This window comes from Bifidobacterium lemurum, from assembly GCF_014898175.1.
Taxonomy (GTDB): Bacteria; Actinomycetota; Actinomycetes; order Actinomycetales; family Bifidobacteriaceae; genus Bifidobacterium; species Bifidobacterium lemurum.
The window spans coordinates 1,631,455-1,653,751 of the sequence record NZ_CP062948.1 but is presented as its reverse complement, the minus strand read 5'-3'; the positions used below and the strand labels follow the sequence as shown (position 1 = coordinate 1,653,751).

Annotated in this window: 17 protein-coding genes and 3 tRNA genes; 4 read left to right on the top strand and 16 right to left on the bottom strand. The window is 66.6% G+C overall.

The window, feature by feature from the left end:
* Positions 1 to 181 precede the first annotated feature (181 nt).
* From dapC to BL8807_RS06150, 9 genes are all read right to left on the bottom strand, one after another.
* Positions 182 to 1,306 (bottom strand): succinyldiaminopimelate transaminase, encoded by a 1,125-nt coding sequence (gene dapC, locus BL8807_RS06190; protein ID WP_072724808.1) that lies wholly within the window; start codon positions 1,304 to 1,306, stop codon positions 182 to 184.
* Positions 1,307 to 1,504: 198 nt separating this feature from the next.
* The gene (gene fdxA, locus BL8807_RS06185) at positions 1,505 to 1,825 is read right to left on the bottom strand and encodes a ferredoxin (RefSeq protein ID WP_072724806.1); all 321 of its coding nucleotides are present in this window, start codon (positions 1,823 to 1,825) and stop codon (positions 1,505 to 1,507) included.
* Positions 1,826 to 1,843: 18 nt separating this feature from the next.
* Entirely contained in the window at positions 1,844 to 3,337 is a 1,494-nt protein-coding gene (locus BL8807_RS06180; RefSeq protein ID WP_072724804.1) for an amino acid permease, read from the bottom strand.
* A gap of 165 nt (positions 3,338 to 3,502) precedes the next feature.
* On the bottom strand, positions 3,503 to 4,729 hold the full coding sequence (locus BL8807_RS06175; protein ID WP_072724802.1) for a UDP-N-acetylmuramate dehydrogenase: 1,227 nt from the start codon (positions 4,727 to 4,729) through the stop codon (positions 3,503 to 3,505).
* Between the two features lie 160 nt (positions 4,730 to 4,889).
* Complete coding sequence (gene rpmG / locus BL8807_RS06170; protein ID WP_072724800.1) at positions 4,890 to 5,057, bottom strand: 50S ribosomal protein L33; 168 nt, start codon at positions 5,055 to 5,057, stop codon at positions 4,890 to 4,892.
* Positions 5,058 to 5,109: 52 nt separating this feature from the next.
* Positions 5,110 to 5,183 (bottom strand) — tRNA-Met (locus BL8807_RS06165).
* A gap of 4 nt (positions 5,184 to 5,187) precedes the next feature.
* Positions 5,188 to 5,259 (bottom strand) — tRNA-Thr (locus BL8807_RS06160).
* 1 nt (position 5,260) lies between these two features.
* A tRNA-Tyr gene (locus BL8807_RS06155) sits at positions 5,261 to 5,342 on the bottom strand.
* A gap of 101 nt (positions 5,343 to 5,443) precedes the next feature.
* Positions 5,444 to 6,523, bottom strand: a complete 1,080-nt coding sequence (locus BL8807_RS06150) for a histidinol-phosphate transaminase (protein WP_072724798.1) — start codon at positions 6,521 to 6,523, stop codon at positions 5,444 to 5,446.
* A gap of 116 nt (positions 6,524 to 6,639) precedes the next feature.
* Here BL8807_RS06150 and BL8807_RS06145 point away from each other — a divergent pair, with 116 nt between their 5' ends.
* Entirely contained in the window at positions 6,640 to 7,893 is a 1,254-nt protein-coding gene (locus BL8807_RS06145) for a trans-sulfuration enzyme family protein (RefSeq protein WP_072725088.1), read from the top strand.
* Between the two features lie 13 nt (positions 7,894 to 7,906).
* On the opposite strand, the gene BL8807_RS06140 is transcribed toward BL8807_RS06145, so the two are convergent.
* From BL8807_RS06140 to BL8807_RS06120, 5 genes are all read right to left on the bottom strand, one after another.
* Positions 7,907 to 12,523 (bottom strand): transglutaminaseTgpA domain-containing protein, encoded by a 4,617-nt coding sequence (locus BL8807_RS06140; protein ID WP_158217110.1) that lies wholly within the window; start codon positions 12,521 to 12,523, stop codon positions 7,907 to 7,909.
* Positions 12,524 to 12,664: 141 nt separating this feature from the next.
* Complete coding sequence (locus tag BL8807_RS06135) at positions 12,665 to 13,624, bottom strand: AAA family ATPase (protein WP_072724793.1); 960 nt, start codon at positions 13,622 to 13,624, stop codon at positions 12,665 to 12,667.
* 173 nt (positions 13,625 to 13,797) lie between these two features.
* Positions 13,798 to 14,091, bottom strand: coding sequence for a co-chaperone GroES (gene groES, locus BL8807_RS06130; protein WP_072724791.1), 294 nt, complete (start codon positions 14,089 to 14,091; stop codon positions 13,798 to 13,800).
* Between the two features lie 189 nt (positions 14,092 to 14,280).
* On the bottom strand, positions 14,281 to 15,237 hold the full coding sequence (locus BL8807_RS06125) for a magnesium transporter (RefSeq protein WP_370737542.1): 957 nt from the start codon (positions 15,235 to 15,237) through the stop codon (positions 14,281 to 14,283).
* A 309-nt stretch (positions 15,238 to 15,546) separates the two neighbouring features.
* Positions 15,547 to 16,158 (bottom strand): GNAT family N-acetyltransferase, encoded by a 612-nt coding sequence (locus BL8807_RS06120; protein ID WP_083570163.1) that lies wholly within the window; start codon positions 16,156 to 16,158, stop codon positions 15,547 to 15,549.
* A 359-nt stretch (positions 16,159 to 16,517) separates the two neighbouring features.
* Here BL8807_RS06120 and BL8807_RS06115 point away from each other — a divergent pair, with 359 nt between their 5' ends.
* The 3 genes from BL8807_RS06115 (at position 16,518) to BL8807_RS06105 (ending at position 18,457) form a co-directional block, all read left to right on the top strand.
* A complete protein-coding gene (locus BL8807_RS06115) occupies positions 16,518 to 17,312 on the top strand; it encodes a 5-formyltetrahydrofolate cyclo-ligase (RefSeq protein ID WP_072724785.1) in 795 nt (264 codons plus the stop codon).
* A 49-nt stretch (positions 17,313 to 17,361) separates the two neighbouring features.
* Positions 17,362 to 17,559 (top strand): FmdB family zinc ribbon protein, encoded by a 198-nt coding sequence (locus BL8807_RS06110; protein ID WP_072724783.1) that lies wholly within the window; start codon positions 17,362 to 17,364, stop codon positions 17,557 to 17,559.
* 148 nt (positions 17,560 to 17,707) lie between these two features.
* Positions 17,708 to 18,457: an SAF domain-containing protein gene (locus tag BL8807_RS06105; RefSeq protein WP_158217109.1), complete on the top strand. Its 750-nt coding sequence runs from the start codon at positions 17,708 to 17,710 to the stop codon at positions 18,455 to 18,457.
* Between the two features lie 5 nt (positions 18,458 to 18,462).
* Here BL8807_RS06105 and BL8807_RS06100 read toward each other — a convergent pair whose 3' ends face one another.
* Positions 18,463 to 18,675, bottom strand: a complete 213-nt coding sequence (locus BL8807_RS06100; protein WP_072724779.1) for a hypothetical protein — start codon at positions 18,673 to 18,675, stop codon at positions 18,463 to 18,465.
* 2 nt (positions 18,676 to 18,677) lie between these two features.
* A complete protein-coding gene (locus BL8807_RS06095) occupies positions 18,678 to 22,292 on the bottom strand; it encodes a helicase (protein ID WP_193057460.1) in 3,615 nt (1,204 codons plus the stop codon).
* Positions 22,293 to 22,297 lie beyond the last annotated feature (5 nt).

Genomic DNA, 22,297 nt, shown 5'->3' with positions numbered 1-22,297 from the left:
GCACGGCGCATCATGCGGTACATCGTGCGGTGGCGCCCATGGTGCGGTGACCACATGGTGCGGTGGGTTGGAATTCCAACGTTTTCAAGGCACCGCACCATGGAAAGTACCGCACCATGGACGGCACCGCACCATGGACCGCACCATGCGGATTGCGGCGGGGCCACGTTATTGGGGAGGGTTAGCGGGTTAGGCGCGCGCAGGCGTCGGCGATGGCCTCGTCGGTGGCGGTGGCGGAGAACCGCAGGTGTTCCGGCGCTCCGTAGAACTCGCCGGGGCTGGCGACGATCCCCAATTCGGCCAGAGCGGCCATATCGGCCCAACAGTCGCCGGACAAGGCCTTCACCCACACGTACAGCGCGCCCTGCGGCATGGAGGCGTCGTATCCGTGCGAGCGCAGCGCCTCCACCAACATCCTCAGACGGGCGGCATACCGTTGCCGTTGCGCGCGCACCGCGTCCGCGTCGCGCAAACCCGCGGCCATGGCGGCCTGCACGGGGCCGGGGATGATCTGCCCGATCTGTTTGCGGTATTCTGCCATCTCGCCCACGAGCTGGTAGTCGCCGGCGATGAACGCGGTGCGGTAACCGGCCATATTGCTCTGCTTGCTCAGCGAATACAGCACCAGCACATTGCTGGCGCTCCCCTCGCACACTTGGGCGTTCAACGCGCACGGGGCGCAACTGGCACCGGAACGCCAATCCATCAGCGCATAGCATTCGTCGGAGAGCACCACGGCGCCGATACGGCGGGCGGCGGCCACGATGTCGGCCAGCCAGTCGGCGGAGATCACCGCTCCGGTGGGATTGCAGGGGGAATTCACCCACACCGCTTTGACGTTCGGCACGTTCGCCCACGATTCGACATCGGCCACGTCGTCGACCTTAAGCACACTCGCCCCGGCCAGCTGCGTGCCGATCTCATAGGTGGGGTACGACACCCGCGGCTGCACGACCACATCACCCGGTCCCAAATGCAGCAGGCTCGCCATCAGGGCGACCGCCTCTTTGGATCCGACCGTGGGCGTCACGCCCGCGTTCACCGATTTCAGATCCACGCCGCGCTGGTCGCGGAACCATTCGTCGATGGCCCGGCGCAGATCCGCGGTTCCCGCGGTGGCGGGGTATCCGTACGCGTTCGGCGCGTCGGCCGCGTCGGCGAGCGCCTGACGCACGCTGTCCGGCACCGGATCGGCGGGAGATCCGACGGAGAGGTCGACCATGCCGCCGGGCGCGGCCTTCGCGGTCGTCTTGTATGCGGCGATGCGTCCCCAATCGTAGGGGGATTCGTATGCGTGGAAACCCATAGGTCGGCCTTTCGTATTTGTTTCATGTGCGCGCCCCATCGGTGGGGAATCGCCTGATCATCCGGTTGCGCGGGAACCGGATGGCCGGGCGGATACCCGAAGAGGCCCCGGCATTGCGGCCGGAGCCTCTTCGTTCGCGTCTCGGATGCGATGGATGCGTCTGGTCCGCTTGCGCGGGATACGCGTGGATCCGCCGGCTCAGTTGCCCTGCGGGGGCAGGGCGGCCACCTGCTCGGGATCCTTGCCGATGGGGCCGTTGGCGGAGGCGCCGCCGAGGTCGCCGACTTCGGCGAAGAAGCTCACGGCCGCGTCCTTGTACCACGCCCACGCCTCGGGCAGGTCATCCTCGTAGAAGATGGCCTCGGTGGGGCACACGGGCTCGCAGGCGCCGCAGTCGACGCACTCGTTGGGGTTGATGTACAGCGAACGGGAGCCCTCGTAGATGCAGTCGACCGGGCACTCGTCCACGCAGGCCTTGTCCCGCACGTCCACGCACGGCTGGGCGACAACGTATGGCATAGTTCCTCCTTTGATGCGTTACTGCTCTAAGGGTACTACTGGCTCCGTCTTCTTGCCGAGCAGCGCGTGGCGGTATCCGTAGGCGAAGTAGATGGCGAAGCCGATGGCCAGCCAGACCACGAAGCGGATCCAGGTGAGCACGGACAGGTTCAGCATCAGCCACAGGTTGGCCACGGCGATGAGGATGGGCAGCCAGGGATTGCCCGGCACTTTGAAGGCGCGCGGCAGTTCGGGCCGTTTCCTGCGCATGATGGGCACGGAGATGGCCACCAGCGTGAACGCGGACAGCGTGCCGATGTTCACCATATCGCCCAGCACGTCGATCGGGAAGCATGCGGCGACCACGGCCACCGCCGCGCCGGCTGCCATCTGCAGTTTGGCCGGGGTGCCGTACCGTCCGGTCGAGGACAGGGCACGCGGCAGCAGGCCGTCGCGGCTCATGGCGAACACCACGCGGGTCAGGCCGAGCAGCAGCACCATCACCACCGTGGCCAAGCCCAGCACGATGCCGAAGCTGATGATCTTCGCGGCCCATGTGGCGCCCACCGCCTCGAACGCGGTGGCGAGCGAGGGGCTTTCGACCTGGGCGAGCTCCTTGTAGGAGACCATGCCGGTGGTGACGATGGCGACGAGTATGTACATCACGATGATCAGGGCCAGCCCCGAGCAGATGCCCAACGGCACGTTCCGTTTCGGATTCTCCACTTCCTCTGAGGTGGTGGCCACCACATCGAAGCCGAGGAACGCGAAGAACACCAGCGCCGCGCCGGAGAGAATGCCGGGAATGCCGTAGACGCTGGGCGTCATACCGGTGGCCCACTGCCACAGCGGCTGGGTCGTCAGCGCCTCGCCGCCGGTGGCCGAGGACGGCTCGCTCGGTGGGATGAACGGCGTGAAGTTGGAGGCTTTCACGTAGAAGAATCCGACGATGATGACGAAGAACACGATGGCGATTTTCAGCACGGTCATCGCGCCGTCGACGCGCGCGCCGATTTTCGTGCCGAACACGAGCAGGGTGGTGAAGAACGCGACGATGAGGATGGGCGCGACGTCGATGTCGAGCGGTCCGACGGCGACGGTGGTGTCGATGTCCCATCCCATCAGGTGCATGAAGTCGTTGAGGTAGACGCCCCAGTATTTGGAGATGACCGATCCGGCCATCATCATCTCGAGGATGAGGTCCCATCCGATGATCCACGCCACGATCTCGCCCACCGTGGTGTAGGTGAAGGTGTAGGCGGAGCCGGCCACAGGCATCATCGACGCGAATTCCGCATAGCACATCACGGCCGCGCCGCACACCAGGCCCGCGATGAGGAAGCTGATGATGACGGCAGGGCCCGCATGGAAGGCGGCGGCCTGCGCGCCCACCGAGAAGATGCCCGCGCCCACGGCGACGGCCACGCCCATCACGGCCAGATCCCACCATTTGAGATTGCGCTTGAGCGAGCGCCCTTCCTCGCCGGTTTCGGCCAGCGTCTGTTCGACGGATTTGGTGCGCAATACGTTCATGTCACTCTTCTCTCCTGCGAGGCCGGCCTCTCGCCGCCCGTCCGAGTATAGGCCCAGGCTGCTCCAAACCGTCGGAGGCGGGATCCACGCCGTCGGCGACCCGGTCCGGCGAGATCCGGTCCGTCGTTCCCACCCGCCGGCGCGAAGGAGGGCGTGGGATGCCGCCTACCGTAGGTCGATTCCGACGACCACCGGTTCCGGGACCAGGCGGATGCCGTAGCTCGCTTCGACCTGATCCTGCACGGCTTTGGCCAACGCGGCGATGTCGGCGGCCGCCGCGCCGCCGCGATTGGTCAGGGCGAGCGTGTGCAGCGTGGACAGGCCCGCCTTGGACTGAGGATCGAGCTTATGTCCTTTGTGCAGACCGGCATGGTCGATCAGCCAGGCGGCCGATGTTTTCACACCGGACGTGCCGTCGGGCAGAGTCGCGTCGAATCGCGGGGCGTCCTCGGGCAGACGAGCCGCCTGCTCGACGGAGAGCATCGGGTTCATGAAGAAGCTGCCGCAGCTGTGGCGATCGAAATCAGGAGCCGGCAATCCGGTTCCGGCGGCGTCTTGCGCGGCCTGCGCGGACTTGGCCTGCCCGGCGAGCGCCAATCCGATCTGCTCGTCGCGTTTGGTTTCGGCCATCGCCGGCGTGAGGTAGCGGGTGGCGTCCTCCAACATGCCTTTGGCGGCGCGCACCTTGAGCACGGCGTCGCGGATGGCTTGCGTGTCCATACGGTCGCCGACCTCGACGCCGAGCGCTTTGGCGAGCTGTCCGTAGCCCACGACGCCGGTGGCAGAATGGTTCAGCGCGAAGGTGACGGAAAGCACCACATAGCGCGGTGTGGGGAAGAACTCCGGATTCGGGGTGGCCGGAGCGGCGTACATGCTGGCCTTCAACGCACTCATGCGGTAGCCGAAGTCGAGTTCGGCGGCGGTCAGTTCTTTGGACTGCTTGTCCTGACGGTCCCACACCTCCACGGATTCGACCGCGGAGGCCACCTCCTGGCCGTACGCTCCGATGTTTTGCACCACGCTGGCGCCCACGGTTCCGGGAATGCCCGACAGGCCTTCGACGCCTTCAAGCCCGAGCTCCACGGTGAACGCGACGAAATCGTCCCAGTTGCATCCGGCTTCGGCGTTCACATGCACGGTGGTGTCGCCGCCTTCGACCGGCGCAGCCTCGTCGGGCACGGTGATCTGGCGGCGCGCGTCGCGCACGACGATGCCTTCGAAGGGCTCGTCCGAAACCAGCAGATTGGATCCGCCTCCGATCACGCACAGGGGCAGTCCGCGCTCGTCGGCGTCCTCGATGGCCTCAATCACGCCGACGCGGGAGGTGGGTTCGACGAAACGGGCGATCTCGCCGCCCACACCGATGGTGGTGATGTCTGCAAAACTCGTCATTCCTGTCACCTTACTCCACGACTCCCACGATGGACGGCACACTTCCGTAAAAACTGACGCCGAGTGCGACTCAGCGGCGGTTTTACGCGAGACTCCGTTAGGCCGTCCGGAATACGCAAAAGCCCGACCGGTCCGGTCGGGCTTTTATGAAGCTTGATGCTTAGCGGGTCTCGCGATGCGCGGTCTGCTTGCCGCAACGCGGGCAGAACTTGTTCAGTTCGAGACGGTCGGGCGTATTACGACGATTCTTCGTCGTGATGTAGTTACGCTCCTTGCACTCGGTGCATGCCAGCGTGATGCCGGGACGGATGTCGGCGCTCTTAGCCATTTCATTCACCTCTAGTCGTAATAAGCGCCTGCCGGTTGACAGGCGCGATTTGTAGCGAGGAAGAGGCTCGAACTCTTGACCTTACGATTATGAGTCGTACGCTCTAGCCAGCTGAGCTACCCCGCCAGAGAGCCCCGAGTGAGAATCGGACTCACGACCTCTTCCTTACCAAGGAAGTGCTCTACCACTGAGCTATCGGGGCGTGGCGGATAGTGGATTCGAACCACTGAAGCACGAAGCGCCTGATTTACAGTCAGGTCCCTTTGACCGCTTGGGAAATCCGCCAGCCGTTTCCTTCCGGACCGTGGGGCCCGTCAGGCAACTTGGTTAGTATGCCACGGCTTTGAGACAATCGCAAGTCGCGTGTCGCGTCACCGTGTGTCGCGTTAGAAACCGGCGGTTTTCAGCCGTTCGCACACCTCGATCACGGCCGTGTTCGCCTCGGGCTCCCCGATGGAGATGCGGATGCCCTCGCCGGGGAACACGCGTGTGGAGAGGCCGGCCTTGAGGAATTCGGCCGCGGCGGCCTCGGTGCGATCCCCCAGCGGAAGCCAGAAGAAGTTCGCGTACGGCTGGGGAAACTCCCATCCCTGGACTTGAAGCGCCGCGACCACACGGTCACGTTCGGCCACGATCGCCTCGACGCGGGCCTCAAGTTCGTCCTCGGCGTCCAGACTGGCGAGCGCGGCGGATTGGGCCACGTCGGTCACGCCGAAAGGTAGGGCGACCTTGCGCATGCCGTCGATCACGTCTTCCGGGGCGATCGCGTAGCCGATGCGCAGTCCTGCGAGTCCGTAGGCTTTGGAGAAGGTGTGGGCGACGACCACGTTGGGGTATTCGCGGAACAGGTCCATCGCCACGCTGGTGCCTTCGGCGGTGTTGAACTGGATGTAGGCCTCGTCGAACAACACGAGCACGTCGGAGGGGACGGCCTGCATGATGCGGCGCGCGTCGGCATCCGAGATGGAGGTTGCGGTGGGATTGTTCGGGTTGTTGACGATGACCAAGCGGGTGCGCTCGTTGACGGCGGCGATCAGCGCGTCGACGTCGTGGCCGCCGTCGGGCAGGTTCGGCACCTGCACGCTGGTGGCGCCCGCGCCGGTGACGATGATCGGATAGGCTTCGAAGCTGCGCCACGGGTAGACGATTTCGTCGCCGGGGCCGGCCACCAGGCTCACCAGCATGGTGATGACCTCGGTGGAGCCGCAGCCGAGCACGATGTTCTCCGGCTCAACGCCGTATTTGGCGGCCAGGCGCTCGACCACCGCCCAGCCGCGCATGTCGGGGTAGCGGTTGAGTCGGGTGAGCGCATGCGAGTCGATGGCGTCGACGACGCTGGGCAGCGGGTCGAAGGCGTTCTCGTTGCTGGAGATCTTGTAGGAGCGTTGGCCCTCGACTTGGGGCGCGGGCTTGCCCTGCTTGTAGCCGGGGATGGTGTCGATGATGGCGCGATGTTGGAAAGTCATGCCCCATATCCTATACCGGTTCTTGTTATATCGTGTTCAAAAACCGCATTGTGGAGCGGTTTTCGCCTCTTTTGCCCCACTTGCGTGAGCTGGGCGGCGCTGGCATGCTGGGCAGCATGACTTCACAACTGGTGCATCATGGGCAATCTTTCGACGATGAGCCGCTGGGATTCGGCACACTGAGCGTCCATCTGGGCAACGGCGTGGACGCCGAAACGGGCGCGATCCGCAGGCCGATCACGCTCGCCAACGCGTACGCGCTGCCGTACGACCCCTCCGACATCAACTGGTCGAGTTCCGACGTGAACCTGTACACGCGCAACGGGCATCCGAACCAACGCTACCTCGAGGAGAAGCTGGCCCGGCTGGAGGGCGCCGAGGACGCGGTGGCGCTGGCCTCCGGCGTGGCGGCGCTGTCGGCGACGTTCACCACGTTCCTGGGCCGGGGCGACCATGCGGTCTTCTCGGACACGACGTATATCGCGGCCTATCGTCTGCTCAACGAGATCCTGCCGGAGAAGTACGGCATCGAGACCTCGATCGTGGACACTTCGGATCCCGAGAACGTGCGGGCGGCGCTTAAAGGCAACACCAAGCTCGTGCATATCGAGACGCCGGCGAATCCGACGCTGAAGGTTTCGGACATCGCATCCATCGCGCGCATCGCGCACGAGCATGGGGCCGCGGCCGGCCACGAAGTGCTCGTCAGCGTGGACAACACCTTCAACACGCCGTACAACGTGCGCCCGCTCGATTTGGGCGCGGATATCGTGATCGAAAGCCTGACCAAGTACATCAACGGGCACGGCGACGCGCTGGGCGGCCTGGTCGCCACCACCAAGGCGCGCACCGACAAGATCCGCTTCACCGCGCAGGTGAACTACGGCGGCATCATCTCGCCGTTCAACGCCTGGCTGATCAACCGCGGCTCGGTGACGCTGCCGCTGCGCATCCGCCAGCACAACGCCTCGGCGCTGGCGATCGCCCGGCACCTGCGGTCGATCCCCACCGTGCGCTTCGTGGCGTATCCGGGTCTGGAAAGCCATCCGGGCCATGCGGTGGCCGCCTCGCAGTTGGCCCGCGCGGACTCCGGCTTCGGCGGCGTGCTCTCCTTCGGTCTGGACACCGACCATGATGGGCACAACCGTTTCGTCTCGAAACTCAACGTGATCACCTCGGCCGTCTCGCTCGGCCACGACGAAAGCCTGATCGTGTTCCTCGGCGAGGACGACGAGCGGCAATACCTGTATCCAAGCGACTTCCACCGCGGGTTCTTCCGTCTCGCGGTCGGTCTGGAGGACACGGACGATCTGATCCGCGACATCGACCACGCCTTGGCCGAGGCCGGTTTCGACGTTCCCTCCGTCTGACGGAGCATCCCGTTCAAGCTGAGGGGATGAGCGAGGCGGGGAGAATCCGCCGCAGGACGCTTGCGGGCGCGAGGGCGCGGACGGCGACGGCGAGTTTCTTCGCCAAACGCGCGTCGCAGGCCGTCACTCCGTCGCCGAACGCCGCGAGCATGGCCTGATCGGCGATTTCCCGCACGCTCGCCGCGGCATCGGCCATGGTTTCGGCGGCGGCCCTGGCGGAGTCGGCGGCGCTCCCATCACCGGACACGGCCGTGCCGTCCGGCGCGGAGTCCGGGGCGGATATGCCGTCCGGAACGGCTTCGGCATCGCGGACGGGAGCATCCGCCGTCAGATGGGCGATGATCCGCCCTGCGATGACGGCATCGCCGTCGGCGGGTTTCCACCGCACGCCGGCATCCCACGCGCTGTCGCGCAATTCGGACCAGGCGGCCCGCCAAGCCCGCTCCCAGCGTGTGTCGCTCTGCGTGGACGCCCCGACTGCGATGTCGATTCCGCCGCCGGCTTCGTCGTCATCGCCGCCTGCGGCGCCGCCATCACCGTGGGATTCACCACTGTCGCCGACGGTTCCGCCACCCTCATCGACGCTACGACACGCCTCCTCGACGATGGCGAACCGCCGGCGGCGACGCAGGGCGCGCGCTCCGGCGGGAAGCGAGGCGAGCGCGAGCACGCAGACCATGACGCCCGCCGCCAGCAGCGCCGCCCGTGCCCATGCCGGCAGCGCCGACCAGAACGACGCGCCCGTACCGGCATCGTCGGCCGCGTCGGAAGCGGCGTCGTCGGCGGCGGACCCATCCGAAGCGTCGGCGTCCTGGGCTCCCTCGTCGCCGGTCTCGTCGTCCACGGCCGCATCGTCGGACGAGGTGTCATCCGGAGCGACGTCGACGAGAGGATCGTCACCGGTTGAGGCGTCGCCGTCGGCCGAATCCGCCCCATCCGTCTCCCCCGTGTCGGAGGCGGCGCTGCCGTTCTCGCTGGTGGCGGGCGTCACGTCGAAGGGCACCCAACCCACGCCGTCGATATACGCTTCGACCCAGGCGTGCAGCTGCCGCGCCATGACGTTGTATCGGCCGGTCGAATCGCGCTCGCCCACGCCGGCGTTGTAGCCGAGCACCATGCGTGTGGGCACGCCCATCGCACGGCCCAGCACGGCCAGGGCGCTGGCGTAGTGCGCGCAATAGCCGGCGTGGCCGCCATCGGGGTCGAGGAAGTCGTCGAGCGTCTCCATATTGTTGCGGCCGTCGCCGTCGGGCGCGTCCAGCGTGTAGGTGAATCCGTTCGCCGGATCGGTGAAGTAGTCCACCAGCCAGCGCATCGCGGCGACCTGCTGGTCGTATCCCTCGCCGTCGGCGGCCACTCCGTCCGCCTGGGCCTGCTCGACCACCGCGCTGATATGCTCCGGCAGTTCGTCGGGCAGATCCGTATACCGTTCGTGGATTTCGCCTTCGCGCGCGTCGACCGCGTCGAGCAGCTGCTGGTATTGCTCGGCGAAGTAACGGCTTCTGTCCGTGCCGGTGCCGAACGTCGATCCGTATTCGGCGTAGCCCGACTGGTTCACCACGGCCCACAGCAGCGTTTGGGCCAGTCCTTCCGCCCCTTCCTGTTCCTCGATCGTGCTGAACCGCCATGTTCCGTTCACGGATTCCTGCCGGCAGAGGCTTTCGCCGGTGGCGCCGTCGACGATCGTCTCCTCGCCTTGGTCGTCTTGCACCACCTGCAGATCGTTCGCGTCGACCGCCAGCAGGGCGAGCGTCACCTGGTCGTCGCCGGAGAAGGCGAGCGCCCTGCTGTCGTCGTCGGTGAGTCCCAGCCTCTCCTCCAGCGCGTCGGTGAAGGTGTAGTCGGAGGGGAATCCGGACATGGCGACGCCGCCCGTTCCGGATCCGTCGTCGCCTTGGATGATGCCCGCGCCGCCCGAGGCCGTGGCCACCACCTCGCCTTGCGAGTCCACCAACGTGCCCGATTCCCGGTCGAGGGTGAAATGCGCGAGTATGACGCCACTGACGCGTTCCGCGTATCCGTCGGCCACGGCCTGCGCGCGGGCCGCGAGACGCTGCGCCGTATCCATGACCGTCTCGTCGTCGCCCGTCTCGCCGCGCGCGATCTGCCCCAAAGCCATGACGTCGTCGATTTGGGAGAAGCCGGAGTCGTCGCCGATGGGCGTGATGTACGAGCCGTACACCCGATAGCTGGTGTTCCCATCGGTGCCTCCCGTGCGGTTGTACACCGAACCATCCTCGTATTGCACCCAGTTGCTGTTCACGCCCGTCACGGACGCGGCGTCGCCGATCACCGGCAGGAACCGCGATCCCAAGGTGGTGATGTTCACCTGGGCCCCGGCTTGCAGGCGGCTCATCGTGTTGCGGTCGGCGTCCGACATTCCGTAGACGTCGTATCCCAGATAGTCGCTGTATCCCAGCATGTTGAGATAGGCGTTCAAGGGGCTGAGGCTTTCTCGCTGCCACCAGCTCAGCTCGTCCTCCTCGTTGGCGCCGAGGCGGATGCCGGAACCGTAAAAGCCGCCGTCGATGGCGAGCGACTGGTCGAAGCTCCACGTGTCGCCGTCGAAGTCGTCGAGCGTGGTCATGCGCAGATACAGCCGCCGCTCCGCCTGATAGCTGAGCACGGTCGACTCGGAGCCGGTCTGCAGCGTGCGTCTGAGGTCGATCATCGGGTTGATGGTGTTCGCGGAGAACAGTCCGGCGTTGCTGCCGATGGACAGGGGCACGCGGTAGGCCCAGGCGGTGGCGGCCGGGGTGAGCGCCAACGCGACCGCGGTGATGGCGGCGGTGGCGGCGACGGGCACGGCCGGGGCGATGCGCCGGGGATGCGCGGCCCACTGGCTCAGGGGGAACGACGCGATGACGAGCGCGAGCTCCCACCAAGGAGCGAGACGGCCGACGAAGGCATAGTCGGCGGCGAGCGCGGCGACCGGCAATATGACGAAGGCGGGCGCGGTGGCCCGTTCGAACAGCACGCCGCGCAGAAGGATGGCGACGAGCGCGATGACCAGGATGAGGAACAGGTCTCCGGACGCGTCGACGTTCAGCGGCGGCAATTGCAGGTTGAGTTGGTCGAAGCCGGCGCGCACGCTGTCGGCGAGCGTGGCCCACAGACCGGACGGGCCCGTCTCCACCAGCGAGGAGCCGTCGGAGGTGGCGACATCCGCCGCACCGGCTCCCACCAGCTCATGCGGCCAGACGCCGACGATGTCGTGCACCCGCACGACGACCAGCGATACGGTGGCGGCGAGTATCGCCAACGCCAGACCGGACACGCGCCAAGCGCCGCGTATGGCGGTTTTCGAAGGAATCTGCGATTCGATGGCGACGCAGCCCAACGCTCCGGCCGCGAACCACGGCCAGTAGACGCCGTCGGCGGAGGCCAGTCCCGTGAGCGCGTGGATGGTCACGCCGAAGAAGACCAGCAGCGCAGCCGCGGTCACGACCCGTCCGATGGTGTCGAGCGTCTCCGGTGAGGGCGCTTGCGGTTGGGATGGGGCCGGTTTGAATCCGAAAGTCGCGGCGGCGGGCGCGGCATCGTCCGGCAGAGGCGCGATGGCGGTGACACGCAGCTGGCCAGCAGGCACGACGGTACGCAACGCCGCGACGAGCGGACCGTGCGGATTGGCGGCGTACAGCGTCACATGCGCCGATTCATGGCGATGCGTGGCGAGCCAACGCTCCACGGCCGTCTCGCACGCGTTTGTCGACGAGGCCGTCCGCAACAGCTGTTTCGGCGACGATGGGTCGGCGGGGTTCGACGATGACGCGGCGCGGGATCCGCTGCCCGCCCCATCATCCGCCCCGTCATCCGCCCCGTCATCCGGCCGTATGGCGGCGAGCAGCATAAGGATGGATTCGATGTCATCGGCGGTATGCGCGCCGGCGATGACGGTGAGCCGTATACCCGCGTCATGGGCCGCGCGTGCGATGGCGGCGGCCTGTGCGGCGGCCGCGTCGAGTGTCCGCGAATCGCAGGCCGTATCCACGACGATCGCGCTGTTGACTTGGGATTCGCGTTCGGTTTCACGGGTCATCAGCGTGCCGCGGTGCGCGCTGTGCCGCCAGGAGATGGTTTTGGGCGGATCTCCCGGCACATAGCCGCGCACGCTTCCCGCGGTCTCGTCGCTGTTGAGTCCCTGCATCCGCAGATTCGCCGCCAGCCGGCGCGCGTCGTCCTCGGTCGCCACGTCATGCAGAACGGCGATCCGCGCCTGCCGGCGAACCACGCGCCGCATGGCGACCAGACCGAATGGGTCGCGCCAGGCGAGCGATGTGGAGACCAGCCGGTACAGTCCGCGCCCGCGTGGCGGCGAACCCACGAATCGGCCGATCGGAACGCCATCCGCATCGCATTGCTCGTATTGGTCGCGCACCGTCATATCCCGCGGCGCGAGCAGCCGCGCCAATCGGGAGAGGCGGCGCGACGCGAGCACGGACGAGTCGCCGACGTGGAGCAACGGCACGAGGACGAACTGGGCCACGGACACAACCAGCGACGCCGCGACCACAAGCGCGACGGCCACGAACATCCCCATCAGGGCGCGGTCGTCCAGCAGCAATCCGCCATAACAGACCAACGCGCCGAACAGCGATACCAACAACCCGGCGAACGTGGGACGCGCCATGCCGCGGGTATGCCAGCCGCGGGGGCGCATCGCCCGATTCGCGCGCCGCGACCGTCGCGCACGCTCCCGACCGCCGCCGTCTCGCTGCCTTCCACTCGCGCCTCTTGCCATATCGATCCCGTCGACCTGTCCGAGCGACGGTCACACGTTGGCGACCCGGGGCGCGGGCGTCGCGGAGACGATATCGGCGACCAACGCGCGCGACCGTTCCATCACGCCGGTGCCGTATCCGCCATGGTCCAGCACCAGACGGTGCGCCAGCACGGGAACGGCCACCGCCTGCACGTCGTCCACGAGCACGAAGTCGCGTCCGAGCGTCATCGCGCGGGACCTCGCCATGGCGGCCAGTCCCAAGCTGCCTCGCGGCGAGGCGCCGTAGCGCACGCCCTCCCACCGGCGTGTGGAGGCGACCAACGCGACGATGTAGTCCGCGATCGGCCGCGCGACGCGCACCCGACCGGCCTGCGCGCGCAGCCGCGCGATATCCTCGGCGGAACACACCCGCTCCAGATGGGCCAGCGGGGAGTCCGTATGATCGTTCGCCACCATGGCGGATTCCGCGTCCGCGGTGGGGTATCCGAAGCTCGCGCAGGTCATGAAACGGTCGAGCTGCGCCTCGGGCAGGGCGTACGTGCCCTCCAGTTCGATGGGGTTCTGCGTGGCGATCACCATATAGGGGTCCGGCAGCGGGTAGGTGTCGCCGTCCACGCTGATCTGGCCTTCGGCCATGGCTTCCAGCATGGCGGACTGGGTTTTGGGATTCGCGCGGTTGATCTCGTCGGCGATGACGATATTGGCGAACAGCGGGCCCGGATGGAATTCGAACCGACCGGTGGACTGCTGGTAGACGCTCACTCCGGTCAGATCGCCGGGCAGCATGTCGGGCGTGAACTGGATGCGTTTCGACGTGCCGCCCACGCCGCGCGCCATCGCCCGGGCCAATGTGGTCTTGCCCACGCCGGGCACGTCCTCAAGCAACAGATGTCCGCCCGCGACCATGGTGCATACGGCGAGTTCGATCACCTCGCGCGAGCATGACAGCACGGAGGCCAGCGCCTCGGTGAGACTGCCCAACACGGCGGTTTCTGGAGTGGATGTCATCACGACCTCGTTTCAGGTGGCCCGCTTCCCCTCGCCAATCAGTCTACGCGCATGGCGGTCGTCCTTCCAATGCCCGGATTGAAGGAGCCTCCATACTCGCCGCGTATGGAAGAACCCCGCTCCTGCCGAGGCGGGAAGCGGGGTTCGTGACGTGACGTTATTCGCGAGGGCTATCAGCCGAGGATGGCGAGCACGTCGCGGGAGGCGATGATCAGGTAGTCCTCGCCCTCGTAGTGCACCTCGGTGCCGCCGTACTTGGAGTACAGCACCTTGTCGCCGACCTTGACGTCGACGGGGATGCGCTCGCCCTTGTCGTCGCGACGGCCCGGGCCGACGGCCAGGACTTCGCCCTGCTGCGGCTTCTCCTTGGCGTTGTCCGGAATGTACAGCCCGGAAGCGGTCTGGGTTTCGGCCTCAGCCTGCTTGACGATGATCTTGTCTTCCAACGGTGTGAGCTTGATCGCCACTGTGGGTCACCTCTTACTGTTCGATACCGATAGTTACCGCGCCAGGACCGGACTCAAGAGGCTGACGATCACTTGCGCCGTCCTTGCACTAGGGAACATCGTAGCGCGGTTTTTAGCACTCTGCCAACTCGAGTGCTAACGCTGAGAGAGAAAAAACGGCGCTCCCGCAGGTCTGGAAACGCCCGCCTGTCAGGCGGAACGGCGGGAAAGAATGGATTCGAGACCCGCGCCCAGGGAATCCGACGTGGCGGCCGGCGGATCGATGTCCGTGCGCTCCTCGCGGGCGTGGAAGGAGGCCGCGTCCTGCTCGGCGACCTTGCGGGCCTGTTCGGAGATCAATTCGGCGGTCGCCTCGCCCACCGGTTCGGCCTTGGCGACCTGTCGCATCGACTTGATCTCAAGACTCTGAGGCTCGGCGGTGCGCTCCTCGGCGGTATTGCGCGGCGAACCCAGCGAGAAGGAGATGAGGTCCTGAGAGACGGCCATCTCGAACGCGTCCAAAGCCTGCGAGGGGCGGATCCGATCGAGCTGCGTGGTGTGGTCGTCCTGCGGTTCCTGCTCCTGCTCGCGCATCTGAGCCGGGGAATCAGCGGACGCAACGGCTTCATCGGACATGGCGGAATCGACGGCCGCACCCTGCCGATCCTGCACGTCATGGGAGAATCCTTCATCGGCCTCGGCGGCATCGGCGGCCTCACGCAACGCCATCGCCTGGGCTTTGGCGATCTGCGCCTGACGCAACACGCGGCGGACCTCACGCTGCTCCATCACGTCGGTAGCGGCCTCACCGCCCTCGACCACCACCTCGTCGGCGAGCGTATCCCCCGCGACCGGCCGCGCCGGAGCTTTGACGGCCTGCCCGTTCCTCGCCTGCGAGCGCTTGGCGAGACGCACCTTGCGCTCCCATTCGCGCGCCTGTTTCGCCGCGTTGACGCCCAACGCCAACGCGCCGGCGAGCAGCGCCGCCGGAATCAGCGCGAACAGCGGGCTGAACCGCAACACGATCGCCAGCACCAGCACCAGCACGGTGACGGCGGCCAACGACAGCACCAGGATACGGCGACGACGCGCGGCCGCACGACGCAACCCCCGCACGCGGGCAATATGTTCGTCGCTCAACCTGACCTGCGATGTTTCTGCCTGCACGGTCGTCCCTTTCGCCCATTGAGGTGGCTCATCCGTGAACCGCGTCCCGCTTTCGGCATCCACCAGATGCAGGGAGGGGGAGAATCGGTCCTGTCGATGTTCGGCCACTCGCTTCATGCCGTCGACTGTCCGGGCGGGCAACCAGACGGCTATGAGAATCACGACGATCACCAGCACGACAACCGTACTCAGTGACTCGTAACCCATAAGCTTCAAGAATAGGAGATGGCGTAACCATCTGTGTGAATGAGTTTGGGCGTGTCGGCATGAAAGCGCCGTGAATCGGCTTGGCGGCCCCTTTGAAAACCCCTATGAGGCCTCGTTCGATCCCCGCGCGAGACGGGCCGCGAATCCGCCTTCCCCGGAGTCCTCCGCCAGCAGCGCGTAGGTCTCATGGTCGCGCCATCGGCCGTTGACGTACATATACCGTTCGCGCACGCCTTCGAAACGCGCGCCCAGTTTCCGCGCCACACGACGGGAACGTTCGTTTTCGGGCAGGATGGCGATTTCCACACGATGCAACGCGGGACCGGTGAAGTCGGTGAGCGCCCAGTCCGCCAGAAGCGCGACGGCCATGGGCGCGATGCCATGCCCCGCATGCCTCTGATCGACCCAGTAGCCGATCACGCCGGTGCGCATCGCCCCATAGCAGATGGCGCCCAACGAAACCTGCCCGATGATGCGGGTCTGGTATTCGATCGCGAACACCGCGCCCACACCCTGCTGCTCGTTGCGTCGCAGGCGCTGCATCCACTGGTTGTAGGTCAGGCCGGGGCCGTGCATCGGGTCGCCGGATTCCCAAGGTTTGAGCCATTCATCGTTGGTCCAGCGCACATCGTTCCACTCGTCGGCGTCGTCCGCCGTCAACGGACGCAGCATGATCGGCACGCCGCCGGCCGGCGCATGCAATCGGTACGGCATGCGGATGGCGTTGGGAGAGGCGGGGGCGAACACGTCGCGGAGGCTTTGAAAAACGGACACGCCCCTATTGTGTCATCAGCGCAGACAAGTCGCGCGGCGAGCGCGGGGAGACCTCCGCCCCGACGTTCCGCGCATCCGACGCATTCCATTATCATCCCTCGCGTCCCGCGCCCGCGCACCCGCACACCCGCATTGATGCCGCCCCGCCCCTGCGCGATACGGGGATTCACTCCCGCACCCGCACGCCCACATGTCCGCGCCATCCAGCGCATGGTGAACCGCCGTGCGGATGGACTCCGAGCGATGCCGCGTCCACTAACGTCTCCCCGAAGACCGACCGGCATGGTAGAACGGCCGGTATGGAAGACCTGCGGACCAAAGCGGCGCTGCGCAAAGCCACGCTCACCCGGCGCAAAACCGTGCCCGTCGGGGAACGCGAGCGGGCAGGCGTCGCGTTGGCGTCCCGGATCGGCGAACTGCCGGCGGCGACGACGGTGGCGGCGTACGTGTCGATGGGCAACGAGATCCCGATGGCGCCCACATTGCAGGCCTGGCTTGACGCGGGCGTGCGCGTGCTGGTGCCGCGTCTGGGCTCGGGGCTGCGGATCGGATGGAGCGTGTTGCCCGCGGTCGCGCGTCTGCGGGATGTGGATGCCGACGGCGCTCCCATCGCATCAATCACGAACGATGGTGCGGGCGATGAGACGCCCATATCGTTCGAGACGCCCGCATCGCCCGAGGTGGCCGCTTCGCCTACGACACTCGCTTCACCTACGACACTTGCTTCACCTATGGCACTCGCTTCACCTGCGGCGTCCGCATCGCGGCCCCGGTCGCGCAATCCCCGCCGCCCCCAAGAGCCGGATGGCGAGGTACTGCCGGCCGAGGCGCTGGCTCAGGCCGATCTGATTGTGGTACCCGCCTTGGCGGTGGACCAGCAAGGCGTGCGCTTGGGGCGAGGCGGCGGATGGTACGACCGCGCGCTGGCGCATCGTCGCGCCGATACGCCGGTGTTCGCCGTGGTGTGGCCTTGGGAGGTCGTCGACGGTCCGCTCCCCCATGAGGCGCATGACGTGCCGGTGGATGGGGTGCTGGGCGTGGACGGCGTCGTCGCGTTCGCCAGAAGCGGTGCCGGCTGTCAGCCCCATGACTAGGATATGAACGGTTGCAACACTTGAAACAGACGTCGTAGCGGAGGATCCCATGCCCACGTATCATTATCGCTGCAAGAACTGCGGCTATGATTTCACCGAACACCAGTCGTTCGACGACGACCCGATCACCGTATGCCCCGAATGCGGCGAGGCGCAGGTGCGCAAGGTCTTCTCCGCCGTGCCGGTCACCTTCAAAGGCAGCGGCTTCTACCGCACGGACGGCGCGTCCGGCGGCTCCACGAAATAAGACGAGCCGCGCGACGGAGCGGGCGGCCGCCGTGGTCGCCCCGGGGTTTTTCGGTGGATAACTCGGAGGCTGGAACCACATAGGCCGTTCCGACTTGCGTCCACGTTCTTTTCCAGGTCATCATGCGAGCATGGTGACCTTTTTTCGAATGCGAATCCCCCAACGGGATTCCTTGATCCACCGTCGCGCGATGGCGCGGCTGCGACGGTGTCTTGCGGCATGCTGCGCCGCGGCGGCCGTCTGCGCGGTGATATCCGCGGTCATCTCCACGGTGGCGACCATGCCGGTGGTGGTGGCGAGGACGGCGATCCGACGCGGCGAGACGATCGCCGAGACGGATGTGATGTGGGCGGATATGCCCGTATCGACGACCAGCCGTCTGCTGGTCGACTCCACCGCATTGGTGGTGGGACGGGTGGCGCAGGTCGACATCGACGTCGGACAGCCCTTCACCACGCATATGGCGAGGGATTCCCCGGTCACGCCGGAGGGACACACGGTGATCGAAGTGCGTCTGTCCAGCGACGCCGGACGGCTTATCGCCGGAGACACGGTCGCGCTGGTGTCCGCCACGGGCTGCGACGCGGGCGATGGGGGCGACACGAGTGGCGGCGTCGACCCGGCGGGAGACTCGACGTTCGGCTCGACCGGTGGCTCCGAAGCCGGGGCCAATTCCGGTGAGGATGCCGCCCCTTGGGAGATCGGCCTTGGGGAGGGATCGTGCGTGTTGACGCGATCCGCCTTGGCGATGGAAACTCCCCGCTCCGATGAGGCGTCAGCCAACTTGGGGCCGTCCACCGGCATGGGTTCGGTGGTGCCGTTCGCCATGCCGCCGCGCGACGCGTTGCGGGTGATGGCCTCGCAGGAGGCCGGTGCCATCGTGGCGGTCGCGCGGTAGGACCGTCAGCGCTTGTCGTTGAACACGGCCCAGTGCGGCGGCAGCTCGCCGAGGATGCGCCGGTCGTCATCGGCGGCGCGCTGGCGGTCGGTGACCATATCGCCCGGTTCGAGTTTGACGCCGTCCGCGTCGAACAGTTCGGTGCCCTGCCGAACCACGCGCTTATGCTTGCGCGGGGTCCGACGTTCGGCCGAATACGGTTCGCGCTGTTCGGCCATGGCTACTTGACCTCCCGGTAGATTTCGGCGATGCGCGCCACGATGCGGTCGACCTCCTTGTCGGGGTTGACGAACGCGGCCACGCTCCACACGGCCATCACGTTCCATCCGAGCGTGTTCAGATGCTGCATCAGCAGACGATGGCGCTCACGGGTGGATTGGATGCCCATGAATCCCGCGTCGTCGGTCAGCACGGCCAACGCGTACGGCTTGCCCTTGAGCCCGACGACCAGCGGAATCGTCATGCCGCGCTCGAAACCGTATCCCACCGTGGCGTCAAGCCCGCGGGCGCGGATGCGGTCGGCCAGATCGGAGAACAACACATTGTCGCCGGAATCCCGCTCGGAGGGACGCGCGGTCTGGTCGCCGAGCCGCTGGGCCCATGCCAGCATGGACTTAAGCAGTTTGGGGCCGGGCTGGTGCAGGCGTTCATCGTCGAGATCCTCGGCGGTGAACGCGCTGACGATATCGAGGTGGCGGTCGGCCAAGGCCAGAGCGTCCAACAGCATGCCGCGGCCGCCTTCGTCCTCCAGCACGCCGAACTGCTGCAGCAGACGGCCATGCGAAGTCTTCGCGTAGCACAGCGACAGAATCACGTCGGTGGCGTGGGAGCCTGCCACCTCGCGCAGGGAAACCAGCCGCACATGGCGCAGGAACCGGCCCATCGACTTGTTCTTCGCGGCCAGCGACTTCAGCTCGGAGCCGAGACGCGTGCGGAACACCTCGGTAAGCGTCACGACGGACAGCGTATATCCGGCCGGCACGATGGTGAAGCTCGCGGCGCGCTCGGTGATGATGCGCACCACCTCGTCGATTTCACGCTGGCTGGATTCCACCAGACCGGACAGCATCACCGGCACGCCGGTCGCCTCGAGCGAATGCAGCCGCACATGGCCCCGCATGGCCTCGGCGGCGGTGTCATGACGCACCGCGCCATAGCCTTCGGATTCGAGGAACGCGCTCAGACGCTGGTCGCGGCGCACGGGGCGGGAGGTCGCGTCGATATGCGGCAGCATATCCATCAACAGCTTCAGGCTGGAGCAGGTCACCGTGGCGCCATGCGCGAGCACGACGATCTGACGGGCGCGGCTGACGATGGAGAGCATCTGCACGGCCGGGATATGCGCGCACGCGTCGAGAATCGCCACGTCGGCGAGTTCCGACGGCTCGGTGAGCGCGGCAAGCGTGCCCGGGGTGGCCACCAGCACCGGCTTCGCGGCGGCGAGGATTTCGGGATGGTCGCGGCGGATGCGGCTGATCGGCACGTTGGCGCGGCCGGCGAGCACCGTATGCAGCTGGTTCGCCTCCTGCGTGCGCGAGAACAGCATATCGCACAGACGACGCATCGACTCCTGCGCGACCATGGGGCCGATCGAACGCACATGCTCGATGTCCACCTGGGCGAAGCGGTCGGATGCGGTCTGCAGGGCGGAACCGTCCTGGTTGGAGATGATGGCGGAGGAACGCACGATGTCCTCGAACACCGTGGTCCACCATGCCAGCTGCAGCTCGCCGCGCACCGCTTCGGGGTCCACACGGCGCGCGCGCAGATCCCCGACGAACTCGCCAAGACCATGGGCGTCGAACTCCTGCTCCAGACGGCAACGCTCCGGCAGGGTGTCCAACGCGATATGGTCGTCGAACAGCATGGTCAGCCGCTGCTCGGCATCGTTGAAGTCCGAGGTTTCGAAATTGCCTCCCTGCGGAGTGGTGGCGAGCACCGCGTCCAGCGCGGTCATATGCTGCGACACGGCCTCCTGCGTGGCGATGATCTCGTCAAGCTTGCTCGGCAGCACGGGCCAGCCGCCGTGCGGCACGAACTGGTGCCACTGGTCGGCCTGCTTGGCCACCACCTTCAGCGCCTCGTGCAGGTTCTCGACCTGCGCGCCGGCGCGCAGCAGCCCACGGGCCTCCTTGACATGGCGTCTGCGTTCCCAGAAGCCCATCGACGTGCCTTCGGCCTTGCGTTGCGCCTTGGGCTTGCTCGCCTCGATCATCGCGTCGATATCGCGTTCGAAGATCTCCGGCTGGAACACGTCGAGCACACGGCGCAGATTCTTCAGCACGGTGACCTGACGCCCCCACTCACGGGCGGTGGGCGGCACGGGGAATCCGCAGGTCTCCACGGTACGGGTCACCTGCTCGCGTGTGGCGGGCAGCAGCTTGCCCAGCAGGTCGGACACCCGCTGATAGACGGCGACGGCTTCGTCCTCGGTGGTGATGGACGCGCCGAACCATGCGGTGTCTTCGGGGCCGATCACGAATTCGCCGAGTTCGCCGGCGCGCTCGAGTTTGCCGATCCACTCGTCCATCTGACCGCCGATGCTTTGCGCGCTTCCCTTGCTCAGGCGCACGCGCGTGGCGGGATGCGTGGGCAGCACCGCGATACGGGCCAGGTTCTGGATGGTCTGGTAGGCGGAGACTCCCCACTCCTCGTTGAGGCCGTGCAGGTCGCCGAGATACCGGGTCAGACGCGAACGCACGCCGACCAGCTCGTCGGCCAACTGGTCGAAGCGCTGGGTTGCGACGCCGGGCTGGAACCCGACCGCGGTGATGAGCTGGCGGTCGATGGAGGCGTTCATGCCGTCGTCGGCCACGTCGAGCATCAGTCCGCCGAGTTCGTTGGCGTTCATGGCCTGCGTGAAACGACGCTTCTGTTCGGCCACTCCGGGCACGTACAGCACGGAGCGTCCGTTCATCACGCACCGTGTGGCGATGGCGACCGCCTGCTGCTCGGTGTCTTTGGCCACGTCGCCGTCGAGAACGATGCTGCGCCCGGAAGCCGCGACATTGGCGGCGTAGCGCACGGTGTTGTCCACATCGCCGACCTCGTACTCGCCGTGCGGATCGGCGTCGAAGGGACTGAACTGAGGCAGGTCGGTATCACCCAGCGTGGCCATCGCGGCCTCGTTGCCCGCCAGCGCGTCCAGCAGCACATTGCCGGTCGGACCATCCTCAAGCTGGTCGATCAGCCGTTGGCTTTCGCTGAGCGTCAACGCGGAGGGCTCCATGAAGCAGCCGAGCACGATGCGCCGTTCAATGGTGAAGTCGGCGATCCGCGCCTCCGCCTCGGCGGTGATCTTCGCGAACATGGCGGAGGTCTCCGGAGTTCCGCTTTCGTAGTTCGCGCCGTCGAAGAGCGCGGCCTCGTCCAGCATGACGCCCTGGCTGTGCATGACGGAGACGAACACGTCGTTGAGCGCCACATGTCCGGTGAAACGGATCGTGGTGTTGCCCTCCGACTCACCCACCTGCGGCAGCGCGACGTCCACCGGATACAGCAGCACCGGCAGGGCGTTGCCATGCCAAGTGGCGACGCCGACCGCCAGCGAGAGTTCGGCCACGCCGCTGACGCGCTGTTTGGCGTTGCGGTCGTCGATCACGCGCGAGATGTGGCGGCCGGACGCTTTGAGCATGCCGCTGTCGCGGAACAACGCGGCGAGATTCGCATGTCCGCTGGCGAACAGTTGCGCGATGCCGGAGGGATGGGCGTGCGTCATATCGAGCTGCGCGCCCAGTTGTTTGATGTCCTCCAGCGGCGACGGTGGCAACGCCGCGCGATACTGCTCGCGCCACTGACGGATCGTGTCGAGACGGCTATTGGTGTTTTCGCTCATGCTAC

Excerpts from the sequence above, each read along its gene's own strand:
- dapC (WP_072724808.1), bottom strand. The coding sequence starts at position 1,306 with ATGGGTTTCCACGCATACGAATCCCCCTACGATTGGGGACGCATCGCC.
- fdxA (WP_072724806.1), bottom strand. The coding sequence starts at position 1,825 with ATGCCATACGTTGTCGCCCAGCCGTGCGTGGACGTGCGGGACAAGGCC.
- BL8807_RS06180 (WP_072724804.1), bottom strand. The coding sequence starts at position 3,337 with ATGAACGTATTGCGCACCAAATCCGTCGAACAGACGCTGGCCGAAACC.
- BL8807_RS06175 (WP_072724802.1), bottom strand. The coding sequence starts at position 4,729 with ATGACGAGTTTTGCAGACATCACCACCATCGGTGTGGGCGGCGAGATC.
- rpmG (WP_072724800.1), bottom strand. The coding sequence starts at position 5,057 with ATGGCTAAGAGCGCCGACATCCGTCCCGGCATCACGCTGGCATGCACC.
- BL8807_RS06150 (WP_072724798.1), bottom strand. The coding sequence starts at position 6,523 with ATGACTTTCCAACATCGCGCCATCATCGACACCATCCCCGGCTACAAG.
- BL8807_RS06145 (WP_072725088.1), top strand. The coding sequence starts at position 6,640 with ATGACTTCACAACTGGTGCATCATGGGCAATCTTTCGACGATGAGCCG.
- BL8807_RS06140 (WP_158217110.1), bottom strand. The coding sequence starts at position 12,523 with ATGGCGCGTCCCACGTTCGCCGGGTTGTTGGTATCGCTGTTCGGCGCG.
- BL8807_RS06135 (WP_072724793.1), bottom strand. The coding sequence starts at position 13,624 with ATGACATCCACTCCAGAAACCGCCGTGTTGGGCAGTCTCACCGAGGCG.
- BL8807_RS06120 (WP_083570163.1), bottom strand. The coding sequence starts at position 16,158 with ATGCCGTACCGATTGCATGCGCCGGCCGGCGGCGTGCCGATCATGCTG.
- BL8807_RS06115 (WP_072724785.1), top strand. The coding sequence starts at position 16,518 with ATGGAAGACCTGCGGACCAAAGCGGCGCTGCGCAAAGCCACGCTCACC.
- BL8807_RS06110 (WP_072724783.1), top strand. The coding sequence starts at position 17,362 with ATGCCCACGTATCATTATCGCTGCAAGAACTGCGGCTATGATTTCACC.
- BL8807_RS06105 (WP_158217109.1), top strand. The coding sequence starts at position 17,708 with ATGCGAATCCCCCAACGGGATTCCTTGATCCACCGTCGCGCGATGGCG.
- BL8807_RS06100 (WP_072724779.1), bottom strand. The coding sequence starts at position 18,675 with ATGGCCGAACAGCGCGAACCGTATTCGGCCGAACGTCGGACCCCGCGC.
- BL8807_RS06095 (WP_193057460.1), bottom strand. The coding sequence starts at position 22,292 with ATGAGCGAAAACACCAATAGCCGTCTCGACACGATCCGTCAGTGGCGC.